This is a genomic window from Pseudarthrobacter sp. P1 (assembly GCF_050156935.1).
In the GTDB taxonomy this organism is placed as follows: Bacteria; Actinomycetota; Actinomycetes; order Actinomycetales; family Micrococcaceae; genus Specibacter.
Window position 1 is genome coordinate 832,882 of sequence record NZ_CP189584.1, and the last position, 25,517, is coordinate 858,398.

General features: G+C 66.6%; 24 protein-coding genes and 2 pseudogenes. 14 read left to right on the forward strand and 12 right to left on the reverse strand.

Translation table 11 applies throughout. The features are described from left to right. Window positions 1-67 precede the first annotated feature (67 nt). Both ACQCSX_RS03780 and ACQCSX_RS03785 read left to right on the forward strand, forming a co-directional pair. On the forward strand, window positions 68-634 hold the full coding sequence (locus ACQCSX_RS03780) for a hypothetical protein (RefSeq protein WP_427017747.1): 567 nt from the start codon (window positions 68-70) through the stop codon (window positions 632-634). Next, window positions 631-2,022: an MFS transporter gene (locus tag ACQCSX_RS03785; protein WP_427017748.1), complete on the forward strand. Its 1,392-nt coding sequence runs from the start codon at window positions 631-633 to the stop codon at window positions 2,020-2,022. Before ACQCSX_RS03780 ends, ACQCSX_RS03785 begins: the two co-directional genes overlap by 4 nt. Window positions 2,023-2,038: 16 nt before the next feature. On the opposite strand, the gene ACQCSX_RS03790 is transcribed toward ACQCSX_RS03785, so the two are convergent. Beyond that, window positions 2,039-2,884: a class I SAM-dependent methyltransferase gene (locus ACQCSX_RS03790; protein WP_427017749.1), complete on the reverse strand. Its 846-nt coding sequence runs from the start codon at window positions 2,882-2,884 to the stop codon at window positions 2,039-2,041. A 47-nt stretch (window positions 2,885-2,931) separates the two neighbouring features. On the opposite strand from ACQCSX_RS03790, the gene ACQCSX_RS03795 reads away from it, so the two are divergent. Next, window positions 2,932-3,513 (forward strand): helix-turn-helix domain-containing protein, encoded by a 582-nt coding sequence (locus ACQCSX_RS03795; protein WP_427017750.1) that lies wholly within the window; start codon window positions 2,932-2,934, stop codon window positions 3,511-3,513. Window positions 3,514-3,670: 157 nt separating this feature from the next. On the opposite strand, the pseudogene ACQCSX_RS03800 reads toward ACQCSX_RS03795, so the two are convergent. Continuing rightward, window positions 3,671-4,638: pseudogene (locus ACQCSX_RS03800) on the reverse strand (aldo/keto reductase). 242 nt (window positions 4,639-4,880) lie between these two features. Here ACQCSX_RS03800 and ACQCSX_RS03805 point away from each other — a divergent pair. From ACQCSX_RS03805 to ACQCSX_RS03820, 4 genes are all read left to right on the forward strand, one after another. Then, window positions 4,881-5,114 carry a hypothetical protein gene (locus ACQCSX_RS03805; protein ID WP_427017751.1) on the forward strand — a complete coding sequence of 78 codons (234 nt, stop codon included), beginning with the start codon at window positions 4,881-4,883 and terminating at the stop codon, window positions 5,112-5,114. A gap of 279 nt (window positions 5,115-5,393) precedes the next feature. Then, on the forward strand, window positions 5,394-6,173 hold the full coding sequence (locus ACQCSX_RS03810; RefSeq protein WP_427017752.1) for an NAD-dependent epimerase/dehydratase family protein: 780 nt from the start codon (window positions 5,394-5,396) through the stop codon (window positions 6,171-6,173). Window positions 6,174-6,884: 711 nt separating this feature from the next. Continuing rightward, window positions 6,885-7,298 (forward strand): hypothetical protein, encoded by a 414-nt coding sequence (locus ACQCSX_RS03815; RefSeq protein WP_427017753.1) that lies wholly within the window; start codon window positions 6,885-6,887, stop codon window positions 7,296-7,298. Beyond that, entirely contained in the window at window positions 7,295-9,022 is a 1,728-nt protein-coding gene (locus tag ACQCSX_RS03820) for a DUF5671 domain-containing protein (RefSeq protein WP_427017754.1), read from the forward strand. Before ACQCSX_RS03815 ends, ACQCSX_RS03820 begins: the two co-directional genes overlap by 4 nt. A gap of 213 nt (window positions 9,023-9,235) precedes the next feature. Here ACQCSX_RS03820 and ACQCSX_RS03825 read toward each other — a convergent pair whose 3' ends face one another. The 5 genes from ACQCSX_RS03825 to ACQCSX_RS03845 all read right to left on the reverse strand — a co-directional run bounded on the left by ACQCSX_RS03825 (window position 9,236) and on the right by ACQCSX_RS03845 (window position 15,188). Next, on the reverse strand, window positions 9,236-10,051 hold the full coding sequence (locus ACQCSX_RS03825; RefSeq protein ID WP_427017755.1) for an MBL fold metallo-hydrolase: 816 nt from the start codon (window positions 10,049-10,051) through the stop codon (window positions 9,236-9,238). 318 nt (window positions 10,052-10,369) lie between these two features. Further along, on the reverse strand, window positions 10,370-11,377 hold the full coding sequence (locus tag ACQCSX_RS03830; protein WP_427017756.1) for a hypothetical protein: 1,008 nt from the start codon (window positions 11,375-11,377) through the stop codon (window positions 10,370-10,372). Next, complete coding sequence (locus ACQCSX_RS03835) at window positions 11,374-12,258, reverse strand: TniB family NTP-binding protein (RefSeq protein WP_427017757.1); 885 nt, start codon at window positions 12,256-12,258, stop codon at window positions 11,374-11,376. The genes ACQCSX_RS03830 and ACQCSX_RS03835 overlap by 4 nt, the downstream gene beginning before the upstream one ends. A 162-nt stretch (window positions 12,259-12,420) precedes the next feature. After that, window positions 12,421-14,430 (reverse strand): Mu transposase C-terminal domain-containing protein, encoded by a 2,010-nt coding sequence (locus ACQCSX_RS03840; protein ID WP_427017758.1) that lies wholly within the window; start codon window positions 14,428-14,430, stop codon window positions 12,421-12,423. Then, window positions 14,427-15,188, reverse strand: coding sequence for a TnsA-like heteromeric transposase endonuclease subunit (locus ACQCSX_RS03845; protein WP_427017759.1), 762 nt, complete (start codon window positions 15,186-15,188; stop codon window positions 14,427-14,429). The genes ACQCSX_RS03840 and ACQCSX_RS03845 overlap by 4 nt, the downstream gene beginning before the upstream one ends. A gap of 577 nt (window positions 15,189-15,765) precedes the next feature. On the opposite strand from ACQCSX_RS03845, the gene ACQCSX_RS03850 reads away from it, so the two are divergent. Beyond that, complete coding sequence (locus ACQCSX_RS03850) at window positions 15,766-16,113, forward strand: NUDIX hydrolase (protein ID WP_427018961.1); 348 nt, start codon at window positions 15,766-15,768, stop codon at window positions 16,111-16,113. A 189-nt stretch (window positions 16,114-16,302) separates the two neighbouring features. Here the strand turns inward: ACQCSX_RS03850 and ACQCSX_RS03855 are convergent, their stop codons facing one another. Next, complete coding sequence (locus ACQCSX_RS03855; RefSeq protein ID WP_427017760.1) at window positions 16,303-16,686, reverse strand: GNAT family N-acetyltransferase; 384 nt, start codon at window positions 16,684-16,686, stop codon at window positions 16,303-16,305. A gap of 206 nt (window positions 16,687-16,892) precedes the next feature. On the opposite strand from ACQCSX_RS03855, the gene ACQCSX_RS03860 reads away from it, so the two are divergent. From ACQCSX_RS03860 to ACQCSX_RS03880, 5 genes and pseudogenes are all read left to right on the forward strand, one after another. Next, window positions 16,893-17,561 carry a hypothetical protein gene (locus ACQCSX_RS03860; RefSeq protein WP_427017761.1) on the forward strand — a complete coding sequence of 223 codons (669 nt, stop codon included), beginning with the start codon at window positions 16,893-16,895 and terminating at the stop codon, window positions 17,559-17,561. A 72-nt stretch (window positions 17,562-17,633) separates the two neighbouring features. Continuing rightward, the gene (locus tag ACQCSX_RS03865) at window positions 17,634-17,954 is read left to right on the forward strand and encodes an EamA family transporter (RefSeq protein ID WP_427017762.1); all 321 of its coding nucleotides are present in this window, start codon (window positions 17,634-17,636) and stop codon (window positions 17,952-17,954) included. 48 nt (window positions 17,955-18,002) lie between these two features. After that, window positions 18,003-18,410, forward strand: coding sequence for an EamA family transporter (locus tag ACQCSX_RS03870; protein WP_427018962.1), 408 nt, complete (start codon window positions 18,003-18,005; stop codon window positions 18,408-18,410). Between the two features lie 66 nt (window positions 18,411-18,476). Continuing rightward, complete coding sequence (locus ACQCSX_RS03875) at window positions 18,477-19,025, forward strand: helix-turn-helix domain-containing protein (RefSeq protein WP_427017763.1); 549 nt, start codon at window positions 18,477-18,479, stop codon at window positions 19,023-19,025. A gap of 166 nt (window positions 19,026-19,191) precedes the next feature. After that, window positions 19,192-20,462: pseudogene (locus ACQCSX_RS03880) on the forward strand (IS110 family transposase). 269 nt (window positions 20,463-20,731) lie between these two features. Here ACQCSX_RS03880 and ACQCSX_RS03885 read toward each other — a convergent pair. The 4 genes from ACQCSX_RS03885 to ACQCSX_RS03900 all read right to left on the reverse strand — a co-directional run bounded on the left by ACQCSX_RS03885 (window position 20,732) and on the right by ACQCSX_RS03900 (window position 24,085). Beyond that, window positions 20,732-20,890, reverse strand: coding sequence for a hypothetical protein (locus ACQCSX_RS03885; protein WP_427017764.1), 159 nt, complete (start codon window positions 20,888-20,890; stop codon window positions 20,732-20,734). Window positions 20,891-21,097: 207 nt separating this feature from the next. After that, on the reverse strand, window positions 21,098-22,186 hold the full coding sequence (locus ACQCSX_RS03890) for an IS630 family transposase (RefSeq protein ID WP_427017765.1): 1,089 nt from the start codon (window positions 22,184-22,186) through the stop codon (window positions 21,098-21,100). A 47-nt stretch (window positions 22,187-22,233) separates the two neighbouring features. Then, window positions 22,234-23,589: an MFS transporter gene (locus ACQCSX_RS03895; protein WP_427017766.1), complete on the reverse strand. Its 1,356-nt coding sequence runs from the start codon at window positions 23,587-23,589 to the stop codon at window positions 22,234-22,236. Window positions 23,590-23,626: 37 nt separating this feature from the next. Further along, on the reverse strand, window positions 23,627-24,085 hold the full coding sequence (locus ACQCSX_RS03900) for a VOC family protein (RefSeq protein WP_427017767.1): 459 nt from the start codon (window positions 24,083-24,085) through the stop codon (window positions 23,627-23,629). 137 nt (window positions 24,086-24,222) lie between these two features. Here ACQCSX_RS03900 and ACQCSX_RS03905 point away from each other — a divergent pair, with 137 nt between their 5' ends. Next, entirely contained in the window at window positions 24,223-25,107 is an 885-nt protein-coding gene (locus tag ACQCSX_RS03905) for a LysR family transcriptional regulator (protein ID WP_427017768.1), read from the forward strand. Window positions 25,108-25,517 lie beyond the last annotated feature (410 nt).

Consider the following 25,517-nt stretch of genomic DNA (forward strand, 5'->3'; position numbering starts at 1 on the left):
CGGCAGTGCGCAAGAATTCAACTGTCCCTCCCTGTGGAGGGGTTTCCGCCCAGAAAGGTGTCCGGCGATGGTCAGCCTGGCCGAGATTGATGAGATTGCGCTCAACGGCGGCATCGTACTGTCGCCGGACGGCGAAACCATAGGGTCGGTGGAACAGATATTCACCAGCGAGGACTCCGGGGAACCGGTGTTCGTCACAGTGCGCACCGGGCTGTTCGGCATGTCCGAGTCCTTTGTGCCGTTGGCGGGGTCAAGCATTGACGGAACCCGCATCACCGTCTCCTATGCAAAAGCCCTGGTGAAGAACGGCCCGCGCATTGAGAGCGACCGTGGCACCATCACCACCGCCGAGGAGCGCGTGCTCTTTGAATATTTTGGGCTGGCGACGGCGGAACCCGCCGCTGCGGAAAGCACCCCGGCTTCCGGCCAGGCTGAGTCGGAGGAGGCCGGCCGGGCACAGGAGCACCCGGACCACCACGGTCCCGGGCACCACTGCGGCGGCCCGCCGCTGCCGCCACACCTGGGCGGGCCGCCACCACCGCACCTGCTCAAGCATGTCCCGGCGCCCCGGCCCGGAAGCGCACCGCCCCCGCCTCCGCCGCCGCATCGGCCCCGGCCGAAACCACCCCAATGAAGCAGGGCACGGCAGCCCAGCGGCTCGTCCTGTGGATCGCCATCCTCGCCTCGTTCGTCTCCTTCCTCGACGGCAGCGTCATCAACGTGGCACTGCCGGCGATATCCCGCGACCTGGGCGGCGGGCTGACGACGCAACAGTGGGTTGTCGACGCCTACCTCATCACTCTTGGTTCCCTGATCCTGCTGGCCGGATCTCTTTCCGATGTACTCGGACGGATCCTCATTCTCCGCATCGGCCTTGTCGGCTTTGGCCTGACGTCATTGGTATGCGCCTTCGCCCCCACCGCCGAGGTGCTCATCCTGGGGCGTGGCTTGCAGGGCATCGCTGCCGCGCTCCTGGTGCCCAGCTCGCTGGCCCTCATTACGTCCAACTTTGACGGGGCCGCGCGGGCCAAAGCCATCGGCCAATGGACTGCTGGCACCACCGTGGCTTTCATCGCCGGCCCCATTGTGGGCGGGGTGCTCGTGGACACGGTCGGCTGGCGCACCGTGTTTGGCATCAATGTCGTGCCCATCGCTGTGACCATGTATCTTTTGTCCGTGCTGGGCATGTCGGACACCAAGGCCCAAGGCGTGCGGATCGACTATGCCGGTGCCGTGCTCTGCGTCCTGGGCCTGGGCGGGCCGGTGTATGCCCTGATCGAGCAAGGCAACTACGGGTGGGGGAGTCCGGCCATCCTGGCCCCGTTCGTCGTCGGCGTTCTCTGCCTAGCTGGATTCATTTGGCGGCAGGCCACCGCGAAGCAGCCACTCATGCCCCTGAGCCTCTTCGCGGTGCGCAACTTTGGCATCGGCAATATTGCCACTACGTTCATTTATGCCGCGCTGTCGATCGGCGGGCTCATCGTCGTGCTGTTCCTCCAGCAGGTCGCCGGGTTCCCGGCCACCTGGGCCGCCTTGGCCACGCTGCCCATCAGCGTCCTGAACATTGTCCTGTCGACCTGGTTCGGATCATTGGCAGGCCGCTTCGGTCCACGGTGGTTCATGGCCTTTGGCCCGGCCCTGTGCGCCGTCGGATATCTCCTCATGGTCACCTCCCAGGTGCCGGTGAACTACTGGACCCAGCTCCTGCCGGGCATCGTGCTCTTCGGCGTCGGGCTCTCGGCAACCGTTGCCCCCTTGACCTCCGCCATTCTTGGCTCTATCTCGAAGCAGCAATCGGGCATCGGGTCGGCCGTGAACAATGCCGTCGCCCGCGTTGCCGGACTGGTGGCCATCGCCACGCTCGGACTGATTGTTGGCACCACGCTGGACCTTGGCGGATTCCACCGCGTGTTGGTGGTAACGGCGGTGCTGCTGGCCATCGGCGGCCTGGTCTCTGCCATCGGCATCCAGAATCCGGCCAAGGTCCGCACCGATGGGCCCGGTGGCGAAGCAGTCCAGTAGGGGCGCGCCGGTGGTTCTACGGACGGCGGGCCAGCCAGGCCGTCCGGCTGCCATGCACCGACAGGTCTGCGCGGCGCAGCAGGGCCCCGGGGTGTCCGTCGGACAGGAGCAGATCGAGGGTAGCCAGGTCCTCGGCATCCAGACGTCCCGCCAGGGCCGTGCGCATGCGGCTCAGATAGGCATATGCGAAGCGTCCGGTGTTCGGCGCCGCCGGGCCGGCCGCCACGGGAAAGATGCGCTGTCCGACGACGTCGAATCCGGCCCGCTCCAGCTGGGGCCGCCAATCCGGGTGCGAGTTCCAGCCCAATTGTCCCACGGCCTCGTGGCAGCGCACCTCCAGGCCGGGCCTGCCGAGTCCGACGTCGTCGGGCAGGAAGCGCGGCAGGGCATCCATCTCAATGACCGCCAGCAGCCCGCCGGGATTCAGCGCCGCAAAGAGGTCTTCGAACACCCGCTCCGGGTCCGCGAGCTCATGCAGCGACGACGATGCCCAGGCGAGGTCCACCGCACCGGCATCGGGCCAGGTGCTGTCCAGATCGGCCTGCAGCAAGTGGACCCGGTCCGCCATACCCTCCCGCCCGGCCTCCGTCCCCACGCGGTCAAGCATGGCCGGGGACCTGTCGATTGCCATCACCTGTGCCGACGCGAAGCGCCGTGCAAGGGCCAGCGTGCCGGTCCCCGTGCCCGCGCCGACGTCGACGACGGTGCGCGGGGCGGACGGGAGGAGCTGTTCAATCCACCCAGTGGCCTCGTCCAGATAGGATCCGAGCACCTCCGCGTCCCAGTCCAGCAGCTCCGCCAGCCCTGCCTCGTCGTGGTGGTCATGGTCTCCGCCGTGGTGGCGGTGGGAATGCTGTGTCATGCCTCAACGCTATCCGCCGCATGCGCCTGGGGCATACAATCTTGCGTATGACGCAAGAAATGGCCTTGGACACAGTAATCCGCCAGCGCATCCGCGGCCTTCGACTGGCCCGGGGCTGGTCGCTGGACAACCTGGCGGCCCGCTGCCGTCTCAGTCCGTCCACGCTGAGCCGCATCGAGACCGGGCGGCGCCGGATCGCCCTGGACCAGCTGGTCCCCATCGCCAAAGCCCTGGATACCACCCTTGATGCGCTCGTTGAATCCGCCGACGACGGGGACGTGGTCATCCGGCCCCAGCCCGAGAACTCACCGGGCCTGACAACCTGGCTGCTGTCCGGCGAGCGTGCGCTCAACGGCAAGACCGTGGCGAAGATGCGCATCACCCCCCAACGGCTGGCTGGCTTAGGGGAGCTGGGGGTCCATCCTGGCCGCGACTGGTTTACAGTCCTCTCGGGCACGGCCCGCCTGCAACTGGGCGATCGGACCATCTTGGTCCAAACCGGTGATGCGGCCGAGTTCTCCACCATGGTTCCACACTCCATCGGCGCCCATGGTGGACCGGTGGAGATCCTCACCATCTTCGACCACGATGGTGAGCATGCCCACCGGCACACACCGGGTGTCCTTTAGACCGGAACCACTTGGAGCGTGGCAACCCGGGGGGCGAGGGCGCCCGGTTCACCACTTCGTGGCGACGGATCGCGATGCGACCTGTCCTATTCCTCCGCCGTTCGGTGGACAAACTGCCCGGCCCGCAACTGTGCCAGCCATTCGTCCTTGGGCTCCTTCAGAATCCGGTGGGCATCCGCAGCGTGTACGGCTCTTCGAGGGTGCGGACCTCGTCCTCGCTGAGCTCCAGTTCCAGGGCGGCTGCGGCGTCGGGAAGGTGGTGCGGTTTGGTGGCGCCGACGATCGGAGCGGTGACGACGGGATTGCGGAGCACCCAGGCGAGGGCGGTCTGTGCCATCGGCACGCCCCGGGCCTCGGCCACCTTCTGCACGGCGTCGGCGATCGGGCCGTCGTCGTCGCTGAAGAACCTGCGCTGGACCGGGTCGGTCGCCGAGCGTTTGGTCTGCCCACCCCAGGGCCGGGTGAGACGGCCCTTGGCCAGCGGGCTCCACGGGATGCTGGCCACTGCCTGGTCGGCCAGCAGGGGAAACATCTCCCGTTCCTCTTCGCGTTGCATGAGGCTGTACTGGTCCTGCATGGAGACGAACCGGGTCCAGCCATGCTGGTCCGCCGTATGCTGCATCTTCGCGAACTGCCACGCCCACATCGAGGACGCGCCGATGTACCGGACCTTGCCCGCCTTGACGACGTCGTGCAGCGCCTCCATCGTCTCCTCGATGGGAGTCTCGGGGTCGAAGCGGTGGATCTGGTACAGGTCCACGTAATCCGTGCCAAGGCGGGTGAGGGAGGCGTCGATCTGCTCCAGAATCGCTTTGCGGGATAGGCCCGCACCGCCCGGGCCGTCGTGCATCTTGAAGTGGACCTTGGTGGCGAGGACGATATCCTCGCGGCGGCTGTATTTCCTGATGGCCCGGCCGACGATCTCTTCCGACGTGCCGAATCCGTAGACGTTGGCGGTGTCCCAAACGTGATGCCGAGCTCGACGGCCTGCCGGAAGATCGGCTCGCCGCCCTCGTCGTCGAGCGCCCAGTCATTGAACCCGCGGGAAGTGTCGCCGAAGCTCATGCAGCCCAGAGCGATCCGGCTCACGCGCAGTCCCGAGCCGCCGAGGCGTGTGTAGTGCATGGTGTGTCCTTCGTTCCAGAATTCGGGGGCGGATCTGCCGGCCTCCACCAACGCTACCGGCGGCGGACGGCGCGAGGGAGGTACTGCCATTACATGTATCAAGGGACACTCCCAGGTCCTGCCCGAATGCCGTTTGGTAGATGCATAGGCGTTTCCAACGCCCTTTCCGGACAGGGCGGCAGCGGCACCTGCCCACCGAAAACCACCCGACCATGAACGAGACCAGGAACGAGAGGACAGCAATGTCTACCAGCGAGGCAGCACCCAAGAACCGGCACGAGCTCTTCCCGGGGCACATCTCAACCCTGGCGGCCACCGGCCCGGCACCGGAGGACATCTATGCGCTGTTGGCTCCGCTTAAACCGGACTCGTCCGGCGGGCTCGACGGCGTGCGCGACACGGCCAACATGCCGCTGGCCGACGAGCCGCCACGGGTGCAGGACGCCCTGGCCGCCCTTGGAGTGCGCACAGCCTAAAGGGAGATATCATCTCCGGAAAAGGCAACGGGACAACCATGGCCGAGAAGGTATTGGTGACCGGCGGAACTGGATTCGTCGCCGGCTGGTGCATCGTCAAGCTCCTTGAGCAGGGCTGCGAGGTGCGCACCAGTGTCCGCAGCCTGGACCGGATCCAGTCAGTCAGGGGAGCGGTGGCGTCAGCCGCCGCTCCGGTGGACAGGCTCAGTTTCGCCGTCGCGGACCTGAACTCCGACGAGGGCTGGCCTGAGGCAGTCGGGGGGTGTGACTACGTGCTGCATGTTGTCTCCCCGCTGGGCGAGGAGAACCCCCCGCGACCCCGACGTCCTCATCATTCCCGCACGCGAGGGAGCCCTCCGCGTACTGCGCGCCGACACCGCTGCCGGCGTCAAGCGCGTTGTGATGGCCTCGGCCGCCAATGCGGCCAGCCCGGACTCGTACACCGAGGAAGGGGTCACCGACGAGACTCTCTGGACGATCGACACCCCATCCCTGCCTGCCTATCGTCGATCGAAGACGCTTGCCGAGAAGGCGGCGTGGAACTTCATGGCCAACTACGCGGGACCCACGACCCTGGCGACCGTCCTGCCCGGCGCGGTGTTTGGCCCGATCCTCACACCGAACAACCTCGGCTCGGTGCGGATCATCGCCCGGATGCTGGGCGGGAAGATGCCGGGCACGCCAAAGATCGGCCTCGAAGTGGTGGAGGTCCGCGACCTCGCGGACCTCCACATCCTTGCCATGAGGTCCCCCGGTGCCGGTGGTGAACGGTTCCTTGGCACCGGCGAGTTCGTGTGGATGCGCGAGATCGCACAGGCACTGCGTGCCGCGCTTGGCGACGCGGCAGCCAAGGTCCCGACCCGGGAGTTGCCCAACTTTGCCGTTCGCATCGCCGCACTCTTCGACCCTGGACTGCGCGCGATCTCCATCTCGCTGGGCCGGCGCAACCGGCACACCACCGCCAAGGCGCAGCGCGTCCTCGGCTGGATGCCGCGCCCCGCGGCAGAGACAGTGGTCGGTTGTGCGACCAGCCTGATTGAGCAGGGAGCCGTGCCATGACCGGCCTGTCATGACCGACGGCGAGGGCACGCGGCGGGATTTGGTCCGCAACCGCGCAGAGCTGGTGTTGGAACCGCCTCCCGGCACGTCCCCAACAAGCAGACAACCGCTGCAAAAGTGGTCGCCGGTGCAACCGGGGCAATCCTTGACGGCACGAAGGCAGCTGTCGCGCTTGGCGATCCGCGAGGGAGCACCGTGGTGTTCATCGAGCGCACCCATGCTGCCGGCGTGATGCGTCCCGATGCCGCACCTGAAGACATTGCGGCCGTCCTTTGGACGCTCGGACCCGCGTCCGACATGACCTGCACGACGACGTCGCCCGAACGTGCCGCCAGGTGTCTTGTCCCATTCGGGCTGACCCGAGAAGACGCCGGGAGCGTAGAGGTTTGCCCCACTTGGATGGTCCCGGGGAAACCAAAGATTCCTGGCCGCTGGCCCAGCGGCGTCGAGCACTGTGTGCCCGTGCGTGCCCGCCTCAAGAGCTGCACAGTAAAGCAGGCAGGGTCAAAAGTCCCTGTCGAGCCCTGTCATTGCTGGGGTACCGTGGGCTCTGTCAACCGTCACACCGAGTTCCTGCCCCTGAAGCCTGGAAAAAATCTCGGTCCCGTTATTGACGTCGATGAAGGAGTGGCGCATGTTCAGGGCAGCCAGGACGTTCTCATGACGGCATCGGGGGAGAGGTCCTCTCGAAGCCTGCTCATTATCCTTGGTGTGATTGCGGCCCTTGTGATTGTCGCCCTGGCGGTCGTGCTCACCCGCGGAGAACCCGCGCAGCTTGACGAATCCACTCCCGCCGGGGTGGTGCAGCGATACTCCGCCGCGGTCATCGCCGGCGACGAGTCGGCGGCGGCCGCCTACCTCACGGACGACGTGCGGGCCGGCTGCGACCGGCTGGAACAGCTCGCTGCCCAAGACCTGACGGTCACGCTCGTGTCCACGAAGGAGCGGGCCGGCTCGGCTGACGTCACCGTGTCCATCGCTTCCTCCACCGGGGACGGCCCGTTCGGCGTGCCGCAATCGGAGTACGAGGATGTCTTCAGCCTCGTCAAGACAGAGGCAAGCTGGCGCATCGACACGGCACCGTGGCAGCTCACCATATGCCTTCGAACCGGGCCGAAGCTATGAGCGTCCTGGCCATCATCCTCGTTGTGGCAGTGATCGCCGCTGGCATCGTGGCCGTGGTCATGGCTACCCGCACTCCGTCGCAGTCAAGCGGCGCCGCGGCCGAGCCGACGGTGCGCCGCCTGATCGAATACGTGCTGCTGTTCGCCCTTGTGGTGGTCGGCGCGATCGGACTGGCCGGGCTGCTCGGCCGCCTGCTCAACGTGGGGGCCGAGCTGGTCGACGGCGATACACCGGGCCTGGCCAGGTCGCTCGCATTCACTCTGATCGGCGGCCCGCTCGCCGGGGTGCTCTGGTGGGTCGTGTGGCGACGGGCGAGCGTCCCAGGAGAGCGCAGCTCGCTCGCGTGGGGGCTCTACGTGGCGGGCATGTCGATTGTGTCCCTCATCACCTCGTCAAGTGCTTGGCTCGCCGCAGCCGCGGACCTGGTCGGGGGCACCTGGCATCATCAATCGGCGGCTACCGGACTGGTGTGGGCCGGCGTGTGGATCTGGCACCAGTGGATGGCGAAGCATCGCGAACGCGGACCACTCCGGCTGCCTATGGTGGCGCCGATCCTCAGTTCCGCCTATGGATTGATCATTGGAACCTCAGGGGCCGTCGCCGCACTGGGCGTGCTGTTCGACACCGCCATTCGCAGGTTCGCCATAGAGTTCACCATCGGCCATCCGTGGTGGCGGAGCATGCTTCAGGCGCTGGTGTGGGCCCTCGGCGGGGCGCTGGTCTGGTGGTGGCACTGGAGGCACGCTGGGGTGCGGCGCGTCCATGGCCCGTTGGCGCATGTCGTGCTTGCGGTGGTGGGGATCCTGGGCGGCAGCATACTGGCGCTCTCGGGTGCGGGAATTGCGCTCTACGTGCTTCTCCGGCTTGGCTTCGACCCGGGCGAGCCCGCTGCGCAGATTCTCGGCCCGTTGGGAAATGCCATCGCCTCGGCGGCAGTCGGGGCGCTGGTGTGGTCCTATCATGACCGCGTCGCCCTCGAACACTCCACCGGAATCGCGCGGACGGCACGGCTGGTCGCCGCCGGGGTCGCGCTGGTGGCGGCAGCCTCGGGTGTCGGTGTCATCGTGAACTCCCTGCTGGCGGGCTTCGGGAGTCCCTTGGCCGGATCCGGTGTGCGCACGCTGCTCCTGGGCGGGATCAGCTCGCTCGCGGTTGGCGGACCGGTGTGGTGGCTGGCTTGGAAACCCACCCGCCCTGCCGAACCGGCTGAAGCTTCGGCAGGACGCCGGATCTACTTGATCACGGTGTTCGGCCTGAGCGCAGTATCGGCGCTCGTGACACTCTTGGTGCTCGGATATCGTCTGTTCGAGTTCACCCTTGCCGACCAAACGGGCGGAACTCTGATTGATCGAGTGCGCGCACCACTGGGGCTGTTCATCGCCACCGGATTGGTCGCCGCCTACCATTTCAGTGTCTGGCGGGGCGATAGATCAGCCTTGGCTGGGCTGTCCGGGCGAAAGCGAACCATCGGCCGGGTGATCTTGGTGGCAGCTGCGGATGCCGAAGCGCAGAAGCGGATCATAGGGGAGTGCACTGGCGCCCCCGTGACACTCTGGCTGAGGGCAAACACGGAAGAACCATTGACGGACGGCGGCGCTGATAGAGCCATGAGGGGTCCGCCGGAAGACCTGCTTATCGCAGCGCTGGACGGCGTGACCGGCAAGCGCGTACTTGTCGTGGCCGGGCCAGGAGCGGCCATCGAGGTAATCCCGCTGCTGGACTAGGCGGACACGCGCTCAGTTGCACGAGCAGCAGTACACCCCGGCCGGATGCGCCGTGTGGGTGGGACGGGTGTCCTGTCTCATCGAAGTTGACCCACGAAATCCGCGGAATCCAGCGGGTTGCCAGGCGATCCAGCTGCCTATGAGCGGGCTTCGGGGCCGTCCCGTAATGGGAACCTTGTACGGGACAGCCCTGCAGTGTCCGGTAGGGGATCGCTAGCTGGGCGTCCCGTCACGATCGCTTCTTCGGGCGAGGAGCTCGAGTTGCCGTTCGTGCACGCCGCCCACCCAGTCCCAGCCGGGCAGGGCCGACGGGCCGATTCGCGGGTCGCCGGAAGCACCGGCGTCACGCAAGGCGTGCACGTACGCCCGATCCTGGTCGATCCGTGCGCGTACCTGATCGGCTCCGCCGATGGACCCGTGGCCGGGGACGAGGACATCGACGTCGCCCGCCACGCCCTCGAGCAGCCGCAGCGCGGCGAGGTAGTCCTCGATCGGGTCAGCGGTGTCGTTCAAGTCGAGCATCGGAATCAAGACATCAGAAAGCATGTCGCCGGCGACGAGAACCCCGCGTTCCTCAATCAACAGCGCCGCATGGCCCGGGGCATGCGCTTGATGCTCGACAATCCGGACTTGAGGGCCATCCCAAGGAATCTGCGCCATCCCGGCGGGCAGGCCGGTAATGAGGCCGAGCAGGTCCAGCGGTACCTGCTCGGGGATGCCGAGCCGACGTGCATCGAGCCCGTCCGACAGCCGATCTCGGGCAGTAGCCGCGCAGCGCGCGGTGCCGTAACGGGGCGCCGCGCCGAGCCCGGCGTGCCAGAGCAGGTGATCCCAATGAGGATGCGTCGAGAAGCCTGCCACAACGGTCTGGCCCGAATCGGACAGGTCGTTCGCGAGGCAGGCCAGTTCGTAGCCGTGCACCCCGGGGTCGATGAGCAACACCCCAGCCCGGCCTTGCACGACAACGGCGTTGCTCTGGCAGAACTCGCTCTCGTGGATCAGCACACCCTCCGCGACCTGCCTCAGCATGGGGCTCCTTCCGCTTCTGGTTTGCGACCGCTTGTCGAGGCGCTGGCGAATTCGCGCGACGCCAGACGGCACGCGATGTGGCCGGGTGCTGTGACTTGCACCACTGCTGACGTCGACCGCGTCATGCCTCAAATTTAGCGAATCGGCTTTCGGTGGTCCATGCGTAGTGAGATTGGTCCACCTTGGATGAGACAGGGCGGGACAGCAAATGTCCGGTCTCAATTTAGTTGGCAACGCTGACGTGGGGAATTGCCAACTAAAATGAGACGGAACCGCTCAAAGCGTCTCAGTTTAGTTGGCATTTCCGTATTGAGGGGATCACCTTCGGCGAGAGCCGTCACCGGAATAGTTAAATCTCCTGCGCGCCGTCAGTCGGTGGGATGCAGGGCTGGGAGGGGAGAGTGTTGCCCCACCTGCCCTGCTTGGAAGACTTCGGCCCTGGGGTTTCTCCGTGTGCGGTCTGTGGTGGCGGCCGCGGGGCGCGGTCGGATATCTGCCCCAGATGGTCCAGGCTTGGTCCAGTGGCGTGCCGGGACGGGCTTCGGCGGGCACGGGCGAGGGATTCCTCTCGGTCTCCCGTGCGATGGTGTCGAACAGGGCGGTGATGCGGTGCGCTGCGCGTCGGAATTCGTCATCGTGCGCCTCGGGGAAGAACCCGGTGCTCGCCTTGGTGGAAAGGGCGTAGCGGTCACGGTGCCACAGTCCGGGTTGGAGCATCCGGGTGTTGAATCCGGGGGCGGTGACCAGGCGCGCGACTTTCACGGTCTCCGGGTAGGTGAGCAGGTCGAGGTTTGAGGTGGATCCGCGGCGGGACCGTTCCCGGATGATCCTTTGTCTGACGCCTGTGACCGCGCATTCGCGGGCCCAAAGCATGATCGGGGAGGGCACGAGGACGCCGCGCGGGGCGAGGACGCGGTGGTAGTGGCGTTCGGCGGCGACGAGCTCGGGCAAGGCGCGGATGTCGTGCTGTGCGGCGCCGATCCAGCGGCGGTGCCTGACGCAGACCCACCCCATACCGGGGAGTCTGCCGGTTCCTCCTGCGCCGTTGGTGCAGCGCAGGCAGAGCTCGCGGTCGATGACCTCGGCGCCGTCGATCTTGGCGGGCGTGGCGAAGGCGCTCTCGTGCAGGACCCCGAGGTCGCGCCAGGCCTGCAGCCGCTCGGGGGTGCGTCGGTGGCTGGGCTTGGGGATGGCTCCGGCCTCGTGGAGGGCCTTTTCGATCTCCTCGACGGTGGTGCGGTTGCGGGCTGCGTGGCGGGAGGCGTAGCTGATGAGGCCTTCGCCGTCGAAGATCCTGGTGGGGACCGGGAGCGGGCGGATGGTCACTGCGCCCTCTTCAGGCCGCGTCTGCGCGGCGGCTGTTCCTGCCGGGAGTGTTCGAGGTGGTGTTCTTCGGAGGCGTAGTCGGTGGCGGTGGCCTCGAGCCGCCGTCGGTCGATCTTCTCGGTGCCGTCGATGATCGCGCCGATCGCGGCGTCTGCCAGTATGGCCCGGAGCGCGCCGATGCTCCCTCCGGTGCGGTCCCAGAGGTAGGGGGCGTGCTCGGCGAGGGACTCGGGTGCGTGGGCGGCAAGGGGCAGGAGGTCCTCAACGCCGAGGACGAGGTCGGCCCAGGCTTCGCGCTCGGCCTTGGTGCCGATGACGTACGGGCGCATCTGGTGCACGATCATCCGGGCCTTGATCTGCCGGCCCATCTCCCCGGCGAACAGGTCTGTGGCGGGCAGGTCGATCCCGGCGTAGAGGAAGGTGGCGTCGAGCCGATCGGCGAACTGCTTGAGGGTGCTTGCCGCCTCGGCCCCGGCGAGTCTGTTCGTCGTCAGGTTGTGTGCCTCATCGAGGATCACTAGCGATGACCCCAGTGTGCGGAGCACGCCCACAACATGCTCGGTGACCGCCTGCGCGGTCGCTCTCTGGGGCACCGGGAGGCCGAGCCAGTTCGCGAAGGCCTGAATGAGGATCTTCGGCGTCGTCGCCGGCGGGACCACGGCGTAGACCACGGGTGCGAAGGAGCGGTCATCGGCGCGGCCAAGGCGTCTGCGCTCGGCCTTCTCGTGGCGCTTGCCGATCAGCAGCGCGGCCGTGGACTTGCCCATGCCAGCGGCTCCGGAGACGGCGAGCCCGCGCCGCGCGGTGGCCGTGGTGGCTGCGTTGCGGGCAAGGGTGATCCTGGTCTGCCGGGCGAGAGCCTCGGTGTCGGCGGTTTCCAAGACGGTGTCGGCGGCGAGCCAGGCGAACCGTGCACGGTCGTACGCGTCCTTCTCCTCGGGGGAGAGGGCTTTGAGCTTGCGGTTGGTCAGGCGTTCGGGTTCTTCGGGGGTGTGCTGGACGAACTGCCGCCAGGCTTCGAGCGAGTCCGGGGACGCGATGGCTCAGTCCTCCAGGAGGTCGATGCGGCGGGCACGGCGGTGTGGCCGGGCAGCTGGAACGTCGGGCTCCGTTTCGGAGCCTGCTGCCGGGGCGGGTCCGGAGGCCGCTGGCGGTGCCTTGGGCACAACAGGCTCGGTGGCGTGCGCGCGTCTCGCGGCCTGGCTCTCGGCCCGCCCCGCGGGGGCGGTAAGGACGCGGTTGATCTCGGCGAGAAGGTCCACGCCGGGGATGCTGCCGGATCGCCTGTCGATGGCCTTCTTCGCCGCAGCAAGGACGTCGAGGGAGAACGGTCCGGCGAGCTGGCCTGCCATGGTCCATTCGGCCTCGATCCAGGCCCCCTTGCGGTGGTCGCGGACGTGGATGGACTGCAGCCGGTAGGGGTCGTAGCGGATCTCCCAGCGCCCATTCGCGGGGGCGGGCAGTCCCGAGTGAACGCCCCGGTACTCGTGCAGTGCTGGATGGTCGTAGTGGAGGTTGTGGAAGTTGATCCCATAGGGCTGGATTGAGCGCCATTCCAGCGGGAGCAGGGCGATGTAGTCCTCGCGGGTCAGCGTGACCGGGATCTGCGGGGCGACGCCGGAGAGCGCGGCAAAGGCCTCGTTCGGGGTCAGGTCCTTCTTCGGCATGGCAGGGTGCCGCAGGCCCGGGTGCGGGCGGTTCTGCCAGATGGCGACGAGCCACCAGTCAAGCAGGCTCTGGACGTCGGCGAGGCTGAACCGGGCCTCGGCCGCGGGGTCCTTGCCGCGGCGGACGACGTTCGGGCCGGTGTATCCGGCGAGGTACTGGGTGAAGCCCGAGTTCACGCCGGCGAAGAAGCGTTCGATGTGGGGTTTGTCGGTCCCGGTCCGCGGGGCGGCCTTGGTCAGGCTGATCTGGAGGCGTTCGCAGGCGGCGGTGAACGTCGCGCCGATATAGACCTTGCCGCGGTCGACGGTGATCGACTCTGGCACGATGACGGGCTTGGCTGCGATCACGGCGCGGACGTCTTCTCCGCCGGGGATCATGCCCTGGGGCAGGACCGATCGGGAGTAGCCCAGGGCTGCGTCCCAGCCTGGCTGCATCGGAAGCGGGGTCATGGCCCTGCCCAGCAGGACCGCGGCGTCCACTGCTTTGGTCGCCACCGGGCGCAGGATCGCGCCCAGCGGCGTCCTGGTCGCGATGTCCAACGCGACGGTGAGGTCGGCCTTGCCCGTGGACCCGTCCGGGTAGATGACCATCAGGTCCAAGGGGCTGGAGTCGATCTCGACGAGCTCCCCGGGCCGCAGGGCCGCCTGCCGGCCCCATGTCCGGTCGGGCCGGCTGGCCTGGGTCCTGCGGGTCGTGGCGTTGCCGAAAGGGTGCCGGAACTTCTCCAGCCTGGCCAGGATCCGGTAGAGGGTCGCGCGGGACGGGACCGTCAGGCCCTGCTGCCCGGCGAGGGCACGGACCCGGGTGACGGCGCGGGACCGGGTCCCGGTCGAGGCGTTGGTCTGCCCCGCGACCTCGGCCTCAAGCAGCGCCACCAACTCCGGGTCGACCCAGCCGGCCAGAGTGCTCGCGCGGGTGTTGCGCCCGTCGGCGAGCCCGGCGATGCCGTGCCTGCGGTAGGCGGCGAGGTGCCGGTGGAGCGTGCGGACGCCGATCGGCGTCCCCACGGCGGCGAGCTCGGCCGCCTTGGCCTCGACCCTGGGCTTGAGCGGGTTGGCGAGGTCGTATTCGGGCTTGGGCGACGTTCCGGGGGCGGCGTCAAGCGGGATCCCGTTGAGGAGCTCGTAGACGTGGCGGTGCAGGAACTCGGCATGTGCCCGGGCAGCGGGCTCGAGCGTCTCGAGTACCGCGACACCGTCCAGGGACGGCAGGGGAGCCGGGGAGTCGGGCAGGTACGAGTCGTCGGAGAGCAACTCGGCGACCGGCACCCGGCGGATGCGGCCGGTGGAGAGGTTCTTCAAGGCCAGCTCGGTCCCGTCCTGGGCCAGGACCTGCCACGAGGCGCCGTCGAACTGGATGAAGTCGAACAGGCGCACCGACTTCACGACGCCGCCTCCCACGCAGCAGCGGCCACGGGCGCCGCCGCCGAGGAGACCGCAGCATTCTGCGCCAGAGGGGTGTCGAGGTCGATGGCCAGCGCCCCGGTGAACAGCAGGTGCAGCACATGAGCGCGGACGATGCCCTCGTCTGCCCCCAGCGCACGAGAAGCACGGCGGACGCCTGCGGCCAGCGAAGCCTTCGGGGCGAACGAGTCGGCCAGCGCGGCCGCGGCGGCGTCCTCGGGGGCGAAGCGGTCCTGGCGGTAGCCGCCGAGCCACCGCAGATTGGACGCCCGGGGCTCCGCCAGCCCGGTGAAGACCTCGTAGTCCCATCCGGCCGCCTCGCAGGCTTCGCGGGTCATGCCGAACTGGCGCTCCGCAGACCGGACGCGGCCTGCAGGCTTGACGTCGACGACCCGGCCCGTGCCGTCCCGCAGCCGGACGAAGAAGTCGGGCACATGCCAGCGTGAGCCCCGGGTCCCGCGCGGCCAGAGGAGCGCGAACGGCTGGGACGCGATCCCGACGACGTCCCGGTCGTGGTCCGCCGAGAGCAGGAAGTCGCGCTCCAGGAGGCTCTCGAACCCCACATGGGCCCGGACCGTGCTGGACCACCACAGGCCCTCGTAGTTCCGCTTGCCCGGCCAGGCGAAGAAGGCCCGGACCGGAAGCGCCGACTCCAGCACCAACGACGACACAGCCCCAGACAGCGGCGCGTTCGCCATCCGGCCGTCCAAACGCGCCAGCACACGCGTCCCGTCCGTCATGTTCGAAGGCATCGTCCTCAGTCCGCCGGCAGCAACCATGATTGCCACCTTAACTGAGACAAACCCCGGAAACCCGTAGGCTGCCAACTAACTTGCGAAAGTTGCCAACTAAATTGAGACAGGACAACAAATCCCGCAGCGAGAGGGTCCCTTCCGAGGTTCTACTTGACATAATGTAGATTATCGGCGTTATTTGGAGCCGCCCGGAAGGGGTTTCGCCCATTGATCCACATATTCCATTTGGTCCAGGATTCCGGGCCAAATCCGGTGTCGGAGAACATTTTTCGCGCGTCGGACGAAATCCTGCCGCCGAAACGGGCCGGGCCGCCGCCGTCGCCGCCCGCGGGATTTTGGCCCCTGCTCTGACAGGGCACCGCCTGGGAAGCGGCCCACGCATGCCTACATATATGCCGAGCGGGACATATATGCCTGTCTCCCGGGTTTGTGCATCCGTCCAGTTGACCCGCAGGAATGCTTGGGCTCACGCGGCCAGAGGAAAAGGCCGTTCCGCTCCAACCTCCTGAGGCCTTCCCTCGCCATGGCCGCACTGAACTGGGACTCGCCCTCATCCGTGGTGATGCCTCCACGGCAGCTGCGACAATCTCGGCCGTTCCACTGCGCTGCTCCCCCGTGTCCTCAAACAACGTCCAGCCTCGCCGTGCCAAACCACCGCGGGAATGGCCATGGTTCCACCGCCAGGCGCCCATTGTTCGCAGTCGGCAGCAGGAGCGACGGGCTGGTGCTCCTCCAACGCAGGGCCGACACGGGCGATTGGGAGTTCCCCTCCGGCGGCTGCGAACCGGGCCAAAGCTTCAGGGACTGCGCCGTGGCGGAGCTGCGGGAGGAGACCGGGATCGACGTATCGCCGCAGGAGATTGTGCCGTTTGGCAGCCTGTCCGAGGCGGGAAAACACTCGGTCGTCTAGCCCAATGGCGACCAGGTCCAGGCCTTTGCGTTGTGCTTTGTCCTGACGGACTTCAGCGGCCCCGTCTACCCCGAACCGGGCGAGGTGGCTGAAGTGGGCTTCTTCCCCCTGGACAACGTTCCGACGCCGACCCATGGCCCCACGCTCGAGGTGCTCAAGCTGTACCGTGGGTTCGGAAACCGGAGAATTTCAGGCCTGCTGAGGCGCCGGGGCGGCCGCGGCCTCCGCCGCGTAGCCATTCCCCCAGTGGTCCGGGTGGAAATGCCAGCCGATTTCGGTGTCATCGGATGCGGCCAACGGTGGCTCGCCGGAGGCCGGAATCGGCTTCAGCAACAGGCATCCCACCAGCTGGCCGCTGTCCCTGCGCCACACTGCCCAGATTCCATGGATGGGATGGTCCAGCGCCTGCCAGTTCCGGATCCGTTCAACCGCCTCCTCATGGTCGGCCATCACCCGGGGCACCAGCCCGATGAACCGCTGGACCTCCCAGCGCGAGTACATGTCGTAGGCAAAGTCCGCGTCGTCAAGGGTCCATGGGCGTAGTGCCAGCCGATCGGTCGCGAGTGTCTTCATCAGACCATCATTGCAGCACCGGATGGCCCGCACGGAGCGGTCCGCCCTGCCGTCGTCAAGATCCCGTCAAGGTCGCCCATCCTGGCGTCAGGATCCCGTCAAGAAGCGGTTCGACGCCGGATTTTGGCGGTCTAATCAAAGGTGTAGCCACTGGTTGGACGGGCAGAACGCCCGGTCCAGCCGGGGCGGGTCTGAAAGGACGAGACATGCTCACAAGGACTGCGTGGACCAGGCCGGCACAACGTGCCGCGGCTGGCGCCCGCGCCATGGTGGACCTGGCGTCGATGGATTTCCTGACCGTCGACGACGGCGGGTTCTTCGGCTATGCACCCTCGGCCCGCGCCGTCGAAGCGGACAACGAATATCCGGCCGAGGTGGAATGCGTCATCGACCGTGCCGGGCACAACTACAGACTGGTCCGGAGTGGATCCGGACAGCTCGTGCTGGGGCCCGCGCCCGGCACCGTGGACATGGGTTGGCTGCGCGCATCGTGGGCACAACTCCAGGCCCAACATCCCGCCCGCTACCCGCTCCACCGGATCGTTGACGAGGCCTCCGACGTACAGTTCCTGGCGATGCTCTTTGACGTGCTTCAGCTGGCCGGCGACCACCCGGTGCCCGGCGGGTTGTGGCACGTTCTGCTTGCCGGCGACGACCTGCGCGTGGAATCCCTGCGCGATGCCAGCACCCTGCTGTTCCAGCAGGCCCGGCCCCAGGATGCCGTGGTCCGTGATCCGCTGGGCCATGACTACCGGCCGGAGCCGAAGGGGCACCGCATCCTGGGCTTCACCACGGGCCGATACATTCTCTACACGGAACAGCGCCGCGGCCGGCCTGCGGACCACGCGACGAAGCGGAGGGGCGACGGCGGTTGAATCTTCCCCGACGGCCGTGGCCGCCCAGCATGTGGCCCGCGCAGCGACAGGCACTAGAGTCGTCGCGGAGGAATGATCAATGAAACCCAGCACCACAGCAGGTTCCCGCCAGGGCACCGTCGTCGCCGCTTACCTGGCCTGGCGCTCGTCTGGGGTGCCGGTTTCCTGTTCATGAAGGTGTCCCTGGAGGCGCTGTCCCCCTTTGAAGCGGTGCTGGGCCGCCTCGTTCTCGGCGCTGTGACGCTGTTGGCCACGTCCCTGATGATTCCCGCAGCGCGGCTGACCCGGACCAAGTCTGCCAGCATAGTGCTCGGCGCCGTCGGTGTGGTGGTCATTATTGGTCCATGGCGGTTCGGCGGCGAGGAGTTCACAGGCCTTTCGTTCCCGGCATAGCTGGCCTGCCTTGACGCCACCTGTTGCTACGGCGTAGCCTCCGCCTACATCCGCAGATTCGCCACGGGCCACCGCTGGGATGCACCCACCATGGCCGCGATGCAGGTGCCCACGGCGGCGGCCCTCATGCTGGCCGCCACCCCATTCGTGGACCTGTCCCCCGTGGTCCCCACGATCCCACTGGTAGCCTCGATGCTGGCGCTGGGTGTGCTGGGGACGGGGATCGCGTACATCTGGAACACAATGGTGGTGCGCGGCTGGGGTGCCCCCGCGGCGTCGACGGTGACGTATTTGACCCCGTTGGTTGGGGTTGGACTCGGCATTTTGGTGTTGGGCAAGTCGCTGCATTGGCACGATCCGGTGGGCGGGACGATCCTGGTCCTGGTCTTGGGCATCCTCGCCAGCTACGGAAAGCTCTCCCTGGCCAAGGTGCGGCTCCCCCGGCCCTTGGCCTAGGACTGCATTCCTCTTTGCGGGCGTAGATTGGAAGCAACCCGGTTCGAATGCCAGGAGGTGGTCCTCATGCCGAAGATCCTGCGCGCGAGGCCGTCCGCGGGTGCGGCCGAGGAAAAGAGAATCCGCAGGCTGGCCGGAGCCCGCCATGCCCCGGCCGACTGGAACCAGCGCGGCCGGATCATCACCCTGAGCTGGTCCGGGCTGCGGGTGCCCGCGATCGCCGAACAGCTAGGCTGCCACGAGCAGACGGTGCGCCGGTGGCTGGTGAGGTTCAACGCCTCCGGCCTGGACGGGCTGGCCGACCTGGGCGGGCAGGGCCGCCGGCGGCGGATCACCGAGGCCGAACGCTCCCGCATCATCGCCCTGGTCAAACAGGCCCCGCCCGGCCGCCCCGTCCGTGACGGCAGCGGGGACCTGGCGGCGGCCGAGGAGACCGGGACGCCGGAATGGACCCTGGACACCCTCACCGAGGCGGCCCGCGCCGCCGGCACCGGCATCCACCGCAGCCAGGTGCGCCGGATCCTGCGGGCCGAGGGGGTGCGCTGGCGCCGCACCCGCGCCTGGATCCGGAGCAAGAACCCGGACTTCGCCCCCGTCTTTTTCATAGCCCCTTGATCGAGTAATGATTGGGGTTGTTGGCCTGTCGGTCCCGGCATGATTAAGTCCCCCAGTCATCAATGATCCGGGGGTGTTGCCACCGGGATTCGATAGGCGCCAGGGGATCGCTGATGGGGACCGGGCCAGCGCCATGAACCACCGCGCAGGTCAGCCGTAACCCAAGATGCCGGGCCTTGCCGCCGCAGGACATGCCAACGCAGTTTCATTGACACACAAATTCTGGGAGGTTTGCGTTGATCAAGGACGCAGAACAAAGTCGACATCTTCATCGGTGTTGACGTTGGCAAAAGCAACCACCACGCGGTCGCCATCGACCGCGCCGGCAAGAAACTCCTCGACCGGGCACTGCCCCAGGAAGAGGCCAAATTCCGCGCCATCATCAAGGCCGTCGCAGGCAAGGGCACCGTGCTGCTGGTGGTGGACCAGCCCTCGACCATCGGTGCCCTGCCGGTCGCGGTGGCCCAGGCGGAGGGCATCATGGTCGGCTACCTGCCCGGTCTGGCCATGCGCCGGATCGCGGACCTGCACCCCGGGGAAGCGAAGACCGGTGCCCGGGACGCGGCGACCATTGCCAAGGCCGCCAGGTCGCTGCCGCATACCCTTCGCTCCATCGTGGTTGCCGACGAGCAGGCCGCGGAGCTGTCGATGTTGTGTGGTTTTGATGATGATCTGGCCAAGCAGGCCACGGCCACCTCAAACCGGATCAGCGGGCTCCTGACACAGGTCCATCCGGCCCTGGAACGGGTCATTGGCAAGCATTTGGACCACCCCGCCATGGTTGAGCTGCTGGTCAAATACCCGACCCCGGAGAAGCTGCGCAAGGCAGGCCAGGCCCGGGTTGCGGCCCTTCTCTCGCGGTATGCGCCGCGGGCCGGGAAGGGCTGGGCTGCCGACGTGTTCACGGCCTTGGGCGAGCAGACCGTGGTGGTCGCCGGCACCAGCGCTGCAGGCATTGTCCTGCCGCAGCTGGCCGCGATGCTCAAGCAGCTGCGAACCTCCCGGGAGGAGATCCTCACCCAGGTCGAGGCCCTCGTGGAGGCCCACCCTCTTCACCCCGTCCTGACCTCCATTCCGGCGGTCGGGGTCAGGACGGAAGCGCGCATCATCACCGAAGTTGCGGGCAAGGAATTCAAGACCGCCGGCCACCTCGCCTCCTACGCCGGGCTCGCCCCGGTGACGTGGCGTTCCGGGACCTCGATCCGCGGCGACCACCCGGCCAGGAAGGGCACCAAGAGCCTCAAACGGGCCTTCTTCCTCTCCGCCTTCGCGGCGCTGAAGGACCCGCTGTCACGGGCGTACTACGACCGGAAACGGGCCGAGGGCAAACGGCACAACCAGGCCCTCATCGCCCTCGCACGCAGGCGCTGCGACGTCCTGTTCGCCATGCTCCGCGACGGCACGCTCTACGACGCACCGAGCCCCACGACAGTCTGAGAAGCCCCAGGCATCAGCCGGCGGCCAAACCCCGCCGGCCACCCACCCGTGCCCGACACCGGCCACACCATCTCCGCAAGAAAACCCGCCCCAACCCCTTGACGAAAAACATAGGGACACCCCCAGGACGCGGACCGTCGCGCCCTGCACGGACCCGCCCGAGGGCGTGACGGTCCTCTGCCTCGATGATCCCGCCCCCGGTGATCCCGCACCTTCGCCCCCGCACCGGGCTGGTCTGCGGACGGGCACCGGATCAACAGCCAACTTGACTACGGCCGCGGCCCGGAGAAGACCTGGGCCTGCGGCGCCCTGCGGCCGGTGGACGGCCGGGAGGTGACCATGACCACCTCCTCCCGCGACAGCACCGGCTCCCAGCGGTACCTGGCCGCCGTGGAGCAGGCCAACCCGGACGGCGACCTTGTGGCCATCGCCGGCACCCTCTCTACCCGCACCAGCCTCGCCACCCGCACCTGGCCGGCCATCCCGGATCTCCCACGCCTTCATCCCGGTTGGCGAGTGCCGGCTGAACACCCGCGCCAAACCCTGGATCCGGGGGGCGTCCCGCCCCGCCGGCCCGGACCCTGCACCGCCGGTTTGTCTACTTCCTTTGAGGAACTCAGCGCTAGTGTGGTGTCTCAGTTTTGTTTGGTGGCTTGAAGTGCGACGCGGCCGCGGTTGACTTTTTCAAGGATGGATTCGGCGGTCGCGGTCCAGATCAGCGGCTTGGGGTTTTCGTTGTTGGCGCGGATGTAGTCCTCGATTTTTTCGATGAGGTCCGGCACGGAGTGGAAGACTCCGCGGCGCAGGGCCTTCTCCGTCAGGTCCCGGAACCAGCGTTCGACCAGGTTCAGCCAGGACGAGGACGTCGGTGTGAAGTGCAGGTGGAACCGCGGATGCTTCTGGAGCCAGGCCTTGACGTTGGCATGCTTGTGGGTCGCGTAGTTGTCGATGATCAGATGGATCTCCAAGCCCTTCGGGACTTCCTTCTCAAGGGTCTTCAGGAAATCAAGGAATTCATTGTGGCGGTGCTTGGGCACGCACGTTCCCAGCACCTTGCCCGTGGCGACCTCCAGGGCGGCGAAGAGCGTGGTGGTCCCGTTGCGCTTGTAGTCGTGTGTCATGGTTTCCCCGCGGCCCTTGACCATGGGCAGGGACGGCTGGGTGCGGTCCAGGGCCTGGATGGAAGTCTTCTCGTCCATGCACAGCACGATCGCGTTCTCCGGCGGGTTCAGGTACAGCCCGCACACGTCAATGAGCTTCTCGTCGAAGTTCGGATCGTTGGAGGGCTTGAACGTCTTGACCAGGTGGGGCTTGAGCCCCCGGGCGGCCCAGATCCGCTGCACCTGGGCCGGGGAGACACCGACGCGGGCGGCCATGGAACGCACCGACCAGTGTGTTTCCGCCGCCGGCCTGGTGTTCTGCGTCAGCCACACGATCTCGGCGATCTTCGCTTCCGGGATCACCGGCTTCCGGCCGCGCCCGGCACGCACCGCACCGAACTTCACCAGCCCGTCCTGGGCAAAGCGGGCACGCCAGGCACGCACCGTGCCCGGGTTCACGCCCACCACCCGGGCAATCCACTCATTGGCCAGACCCTCGGACGCCATCAGCAGCACCTGCGCCCGCTGCACCTCCCGGTGCGAGGCAACCTGCGACCTGGACAGGGCCGCCAGGACCTCGCGCTGGACGTCACCAAGGGCCAATGCGGGGGCGTGATTCGACATGACCCAAGCTTAACACCCAAGCCATGAACTATTTTGGAGACACTACACTAGCTCAGCTTTACCATGTCGCCACGGCCGCTACTCGCCGCCTCTACAGCGTCTTCGTGTTGTACTTTGATGCGGTTGCGGCCCACGAAGGTGGCGATAGCGGCTATGCCGGCGATCACTGCGAGGTAGAGGCTGAACGCCAGCCCGGTGCCGGCTTTCTCGCTGAGCCATACGCCGAGAAGGGGCCCGCTGGCCCCAAAAATCACCACGCAGATGTTGTAGGCGAGTGACCCGGCGGTGATGCGTACCCGGGCCGGGAACATTTGTGAAATCGACAGAGCCACCGGAACGGCCAGCATCCCTTTGCCCACGGCCAGCAGCGCACCGCCAAGCACTGCGCCCCAATAGCCGGTGGCAGCCAAGGCAAAAGCAGGAACTGCAGTTATCGCCACAAACAGGGAGCCGCCCAACAGCAGCCGATACATACCAAACCGGCTCATCAGTGGCCCGGCTGCCAAGGCGGCGACTATCAGCAGGACATCGACAAGCAGCGTGATGCCATAGGCATCACCGGCCGAGAGTCCCCCGGGCCCCTTCAGGAAGGTGATAAAGAAGGAGGACAGCGTCGGGGTGATAAGCGCATAGGCTGAAACGACCAGGACGAAAAGCACCATGGTGGACCATTGGGTTCGCAAGGCGGTTCGAATCGGCGTTGCCGCCTCGTGCGACCTAGCCCTGTTGCTGGCCATTTCCACGAATTCCGGAGTTTCCGCGACCTGCCTGCGAATGTAGACACCTGCCAACCCGAGGGGGACTGCCAGGAGAAAAAGGATTCGCCAGCCCCACGCATTGAAGAGGGCGTCCCCCATCAATGCGGTGCACAGGCTGGCCGCACCGACCGCCACGAGAACGCCCAGGAACGTGCTGGCCACCAAATAGCCAACATTGGTTGCACGCTGCTTGGGCGAGCTGTGCTCGGCCAGGAACGTCACGGCAGAACCGTATTCGCCGCCTGCCCCCAGGCCCTGAACGAGCCGGCACAGCAAAAGGAGTGCTGGCGCGAAGATGCCGATGGAGGCGTATGTTGGCAGCAGTCCTATTGCTCCCGTGGCCACCGACATCAAGGTGACGGTGACAAAGAGGGCGGTGCGCCGACCCAAGGTGTCACCCAACCATCCGGCAACCAGGCCGCCAAGGGGGCGTGTCAAATAGGTCAGGGCGAAAATTGCGTATGTGCTCAGGAGGGCGACCGTGGGGTCCCCTTTAGGGAAAAAGTGGCTGGCCAGGACGGTGGCCAGGACCCCGTAGAGACCGAAGTCGAACCACTCGGCAAAGTTTCCGGCGGCGGAGGCCACGATAATCTGCACCCGATTGACGCCTTGGGCACTTTTTGGTTGTGCGCCTTTAGTTTCCATGGGGGACCAGCCCTTCCTTGATAGTTTTCACGGGATGTTATTGTGCCGGAACGGGAAGGGGTGCTGGCTGGAAGAGTTCCACGCGGAGGCCATCCGGTCCAATGGCATAGGCGATGTAACCGCCGGCGTTCCGCCCCGAGTCAATCAGGTTGGGGGGTGAAGAATAGGCGACGCCGGCAGCTGCGGTCCTTTGGTGGAGCTGGTGGATGTCCTCGACTGCCAAGGCAAGGTGCGTTGCCCCGGGCTGCTGAACGGGAGAGAAGGTGCCTGCAGTCTTGGGTGCCCGGTACTCAAGGAGCTGCAGCTCTGAACCGCCCGAACCGGGAGAGGTCAGGATTGCGTTGTCAATGACGGCATCAGGCACACCCACGGTGGCCCTCGTGTAGGGGTTGTCCTGGATCTGGCGGCTGCGCAGCTCGAAGCCGAAGTGGCCTTCGAAGAAGGCGATGGCCGCATCAAGATCCGAGACCGTGAAGCCGATGTGTGCGATGTTCATCTAAAGGTCCTCTAGTGTCGTAAGGTCCGGCAGTTCCGTTGAGCACCGGGGTCGCTCTCAATTGTGATCCCCGGCACTAAGAATTAGAAGTTCGAAATACTTGCACATATATAAGTCCTCCTTATATAAATTGAAGGATGGAAACCAGGCGTCTACAGTACTTCCTGGCCGTGGCGGAAGAACTTCACTTTGGGCGCGCCGCAGAGCGGCTGCACGTCTCACAACCGGCGCTGAGCCAGCAGATCAACCTCTTGGAACGGGAAATCGGTGCCCGCCTGCTGCATCGCACCACGCGGGAGGTCGGTCTGACGCGGCTGGGTGCCGCCGTCGCACGACAGGCAAAAGCCTTCGCCGAATCCGAGGTGCAAGTGAAAGCGCGGATTGCCGACCTGATTTCCGGGCGGGCGGGACACCTGCGCATCGGCTTTGTTCCGTCGGCAGCCTACGACCTGTTGCCGCGGATCGTGGCCCCCTTCAGCCATGAACATCCCGACGTCAGTCTCAGCCTGCAGGAAATGCCTTCCCAGCAGCAAATAGACATGGTGGTCAACGGCCAACTGGATCTGGGGCTGGTCCGGGATGTTTCCCACGCGCGCGGAGTTTCAATGGTCCCCCTCGCCCTGGAAAAATTGGTCCTGGCCTGCCCCGACCGCCACCTGATGGCCACGACCGGGCGCGTCGAACTGCGCAGCATGCAGGGCGAGCGCTTTATCGTGCTGCCCAAGCATGTTGCCCCCGCAATGTCGCGGACAATCTCCACACTCTGCGACCAGGCAGGCATCGATCTCAGCGACGCGATGGAGGTGCTGGCCTTCCCCACGACCCTGGGCCTGGTCGCCAGCGGCATGGGTGTTGCCATTGTTCCAGCCTCGGTTCGGGCCACCGTACTACCGGGACTTGTCTACCTCGACCTGGCAGAGGATCACGCAACCTCACAACTGTCTGCCGTTTTGCCGGAAGGCAGAGTTGACGGCTTGACCCAGCAATTTCTGGACACGGCAAACAGAGTGCTTACCGGCTGACGCCCCCGACCAACCAAGGGGGTTGCTGATACTGGTACGGAAATGCACGGTAAGTGATCCTCCTCAGACCCCAGAACCGCGTTTGCTGCAACGTCAGTCTCCGGGCCAGATGATTTTTCGCCCATCGCCTCAAGGAACGCTGCGAACTCCTCCACACTCAGTAGGCCGCGGACAGCACCACGAGCAACGGCGTCCCTCCTTGACCGCATGAACGGAGTGCCGTTCTCGCGTTCGACTGAGTAGATCATCATGTCCAGGCTCGCGAGTTCGGCTGCCAGACCGGAGCCGCCTGATGATCTCGCCTGTGCAGCTACCTCTACGACGCTGTCTCCAGGACTCTCGACGGCTGGTCGGTGGTTGGGGGTGTTCGTTGATTTTCCGGTGTTTTTGGTGGGCGTCGGGGTCTTAAC

Coding starts and splice junctions, on each gene's coding strand:
- ACQCSX_RS03780 (WP_427017747.1), top strand. CDS start 68: ATGGTCAGCCTGGCCGAGATTGATGAGATTGCGCTCAACGGCGGCATC.
- ACQCSX_RS03785 (WP_427017748.1), top strand. CDS start 631: ATGAAGCAGGGCACGGCAGCCCAGCGGCTCGTCCTGTGGATCGCCATC.
- ACQCSX_RS03790 (WP_427017749.1), bottom strand. CDS start 2,884: ATGACACAGCATTCCCACCGCCACCACGGCGGAGACCATGACCACCAC.
- ACQCSX_RS03795 (WP_427017750.1), top strand. CDS start 2,932: ATGACGCAAGAAATGGCCTTGGACACAGTAATCCGCCAGCGCATCCGC.
- ACQCSX_RS03805 (WP_427017751.1), top strand. CDS start 4,881: ATGTCTACCAGCGAGGCAGCACCCAAGAACCGGCACGAGCTCTTCCCG.
- ACQCSX_RS03810 (WP_427017752.1), top strand. CDS start 5,394: ATGTTGTCTCCCCGCTGGGCGAGGAGAACCCCCCGCGACCCCGACGTC.
- ACQCSX_RS03820 (WP_427017754.1), top strand. CDS start 7,295: ATGAGCGTCCTGGCCATCATCCTCGTTGTGGCAGTGATCGCCGCTGGC.
- ACQCSX_RS03825 (WP_427017755.1), bottom strand. CDS start 10,051: ATGCTGAGGCAGGTCGCGGAGGGTGTGCTGATCCACGAGAGCGAGTTC.
- ACQCSX_RS03845 (WP_427017759.1), bottom strand. CDS start 15,188: ATGACGGACGGGACGCGTGTGCTGGCGCGTTTGGACGGCCGGATGGCG.
- ACQCSX_RS03850 (WP_427018961.1), top strand. CDS start 15,766: ATGCCTCCACGGCAGCTGCGACAATCTCGGCCGTTCCACTGCGCTGCT.
- ACQCSX_RS03855 (WP_427017760.1), bottom strand. CDS start 16,686: ATGAAGACACTCGCGACCGATCGGCTGGCACTACGCCCATGGACCCTT.
- ACQCSX_RS03860 (WP_427017761.1), top strand. CDS start 16,893: ATGCTCACAAGGACTGCGTGGACCAGGCCGGCACAACGTGCCGCGGCT.
- ACQCSX_RS03865 (WP_427017762.1), top strand. CDS start 17,634: ATGATCAATGAAACCCAGCACCACAGCAGGTTCCCGCCAGGGCACCGT.
- ACQCSX_RS03875 (WP_427017763.1), top strand. CDS start 18,477: ATGCCGAAGATCCTGCGCGCGAGGCCGTCCGCGGGTGCGGCCGAGGAA.
- ACQCSX_RS03885 (WP_427017764.1), bottom strand. CDS start 20,890: ATGGCCACAAGGTCGCCGTCCGGGTTGGCCTGCTCCACGGCGGCCAGG.
- ACQCSX_RS03890 (WP_427017765.1), bottom strand. CDS start 22,186: ATGTCGAATCACGCCCCCGCATTGGCCCTTGGTGACGTCCAGCGCGAG.
- ACQCSX_RS03895 (WP_427017766.1), bottom strand. CDS start 23,589: ATGGAAACTAAAGGCGCACAACCAAAAAGTGCCCAAGGCGTCAATCGG.
- ACQCSX_RS03900 (WP_427017767.1), bottom strand. CDS start 24,085: ATGAACATCGCACACATCGGCTTCACGGTCTCGGATCTTGATGCGGCC.
- ACQCSX_RS03905 (WP_427017768.1), top strand. CDS start 24,223: ATGGAAACCAGGCGTCTACAGTACTTCCTGGCCGTGGCGGAAGAACTT.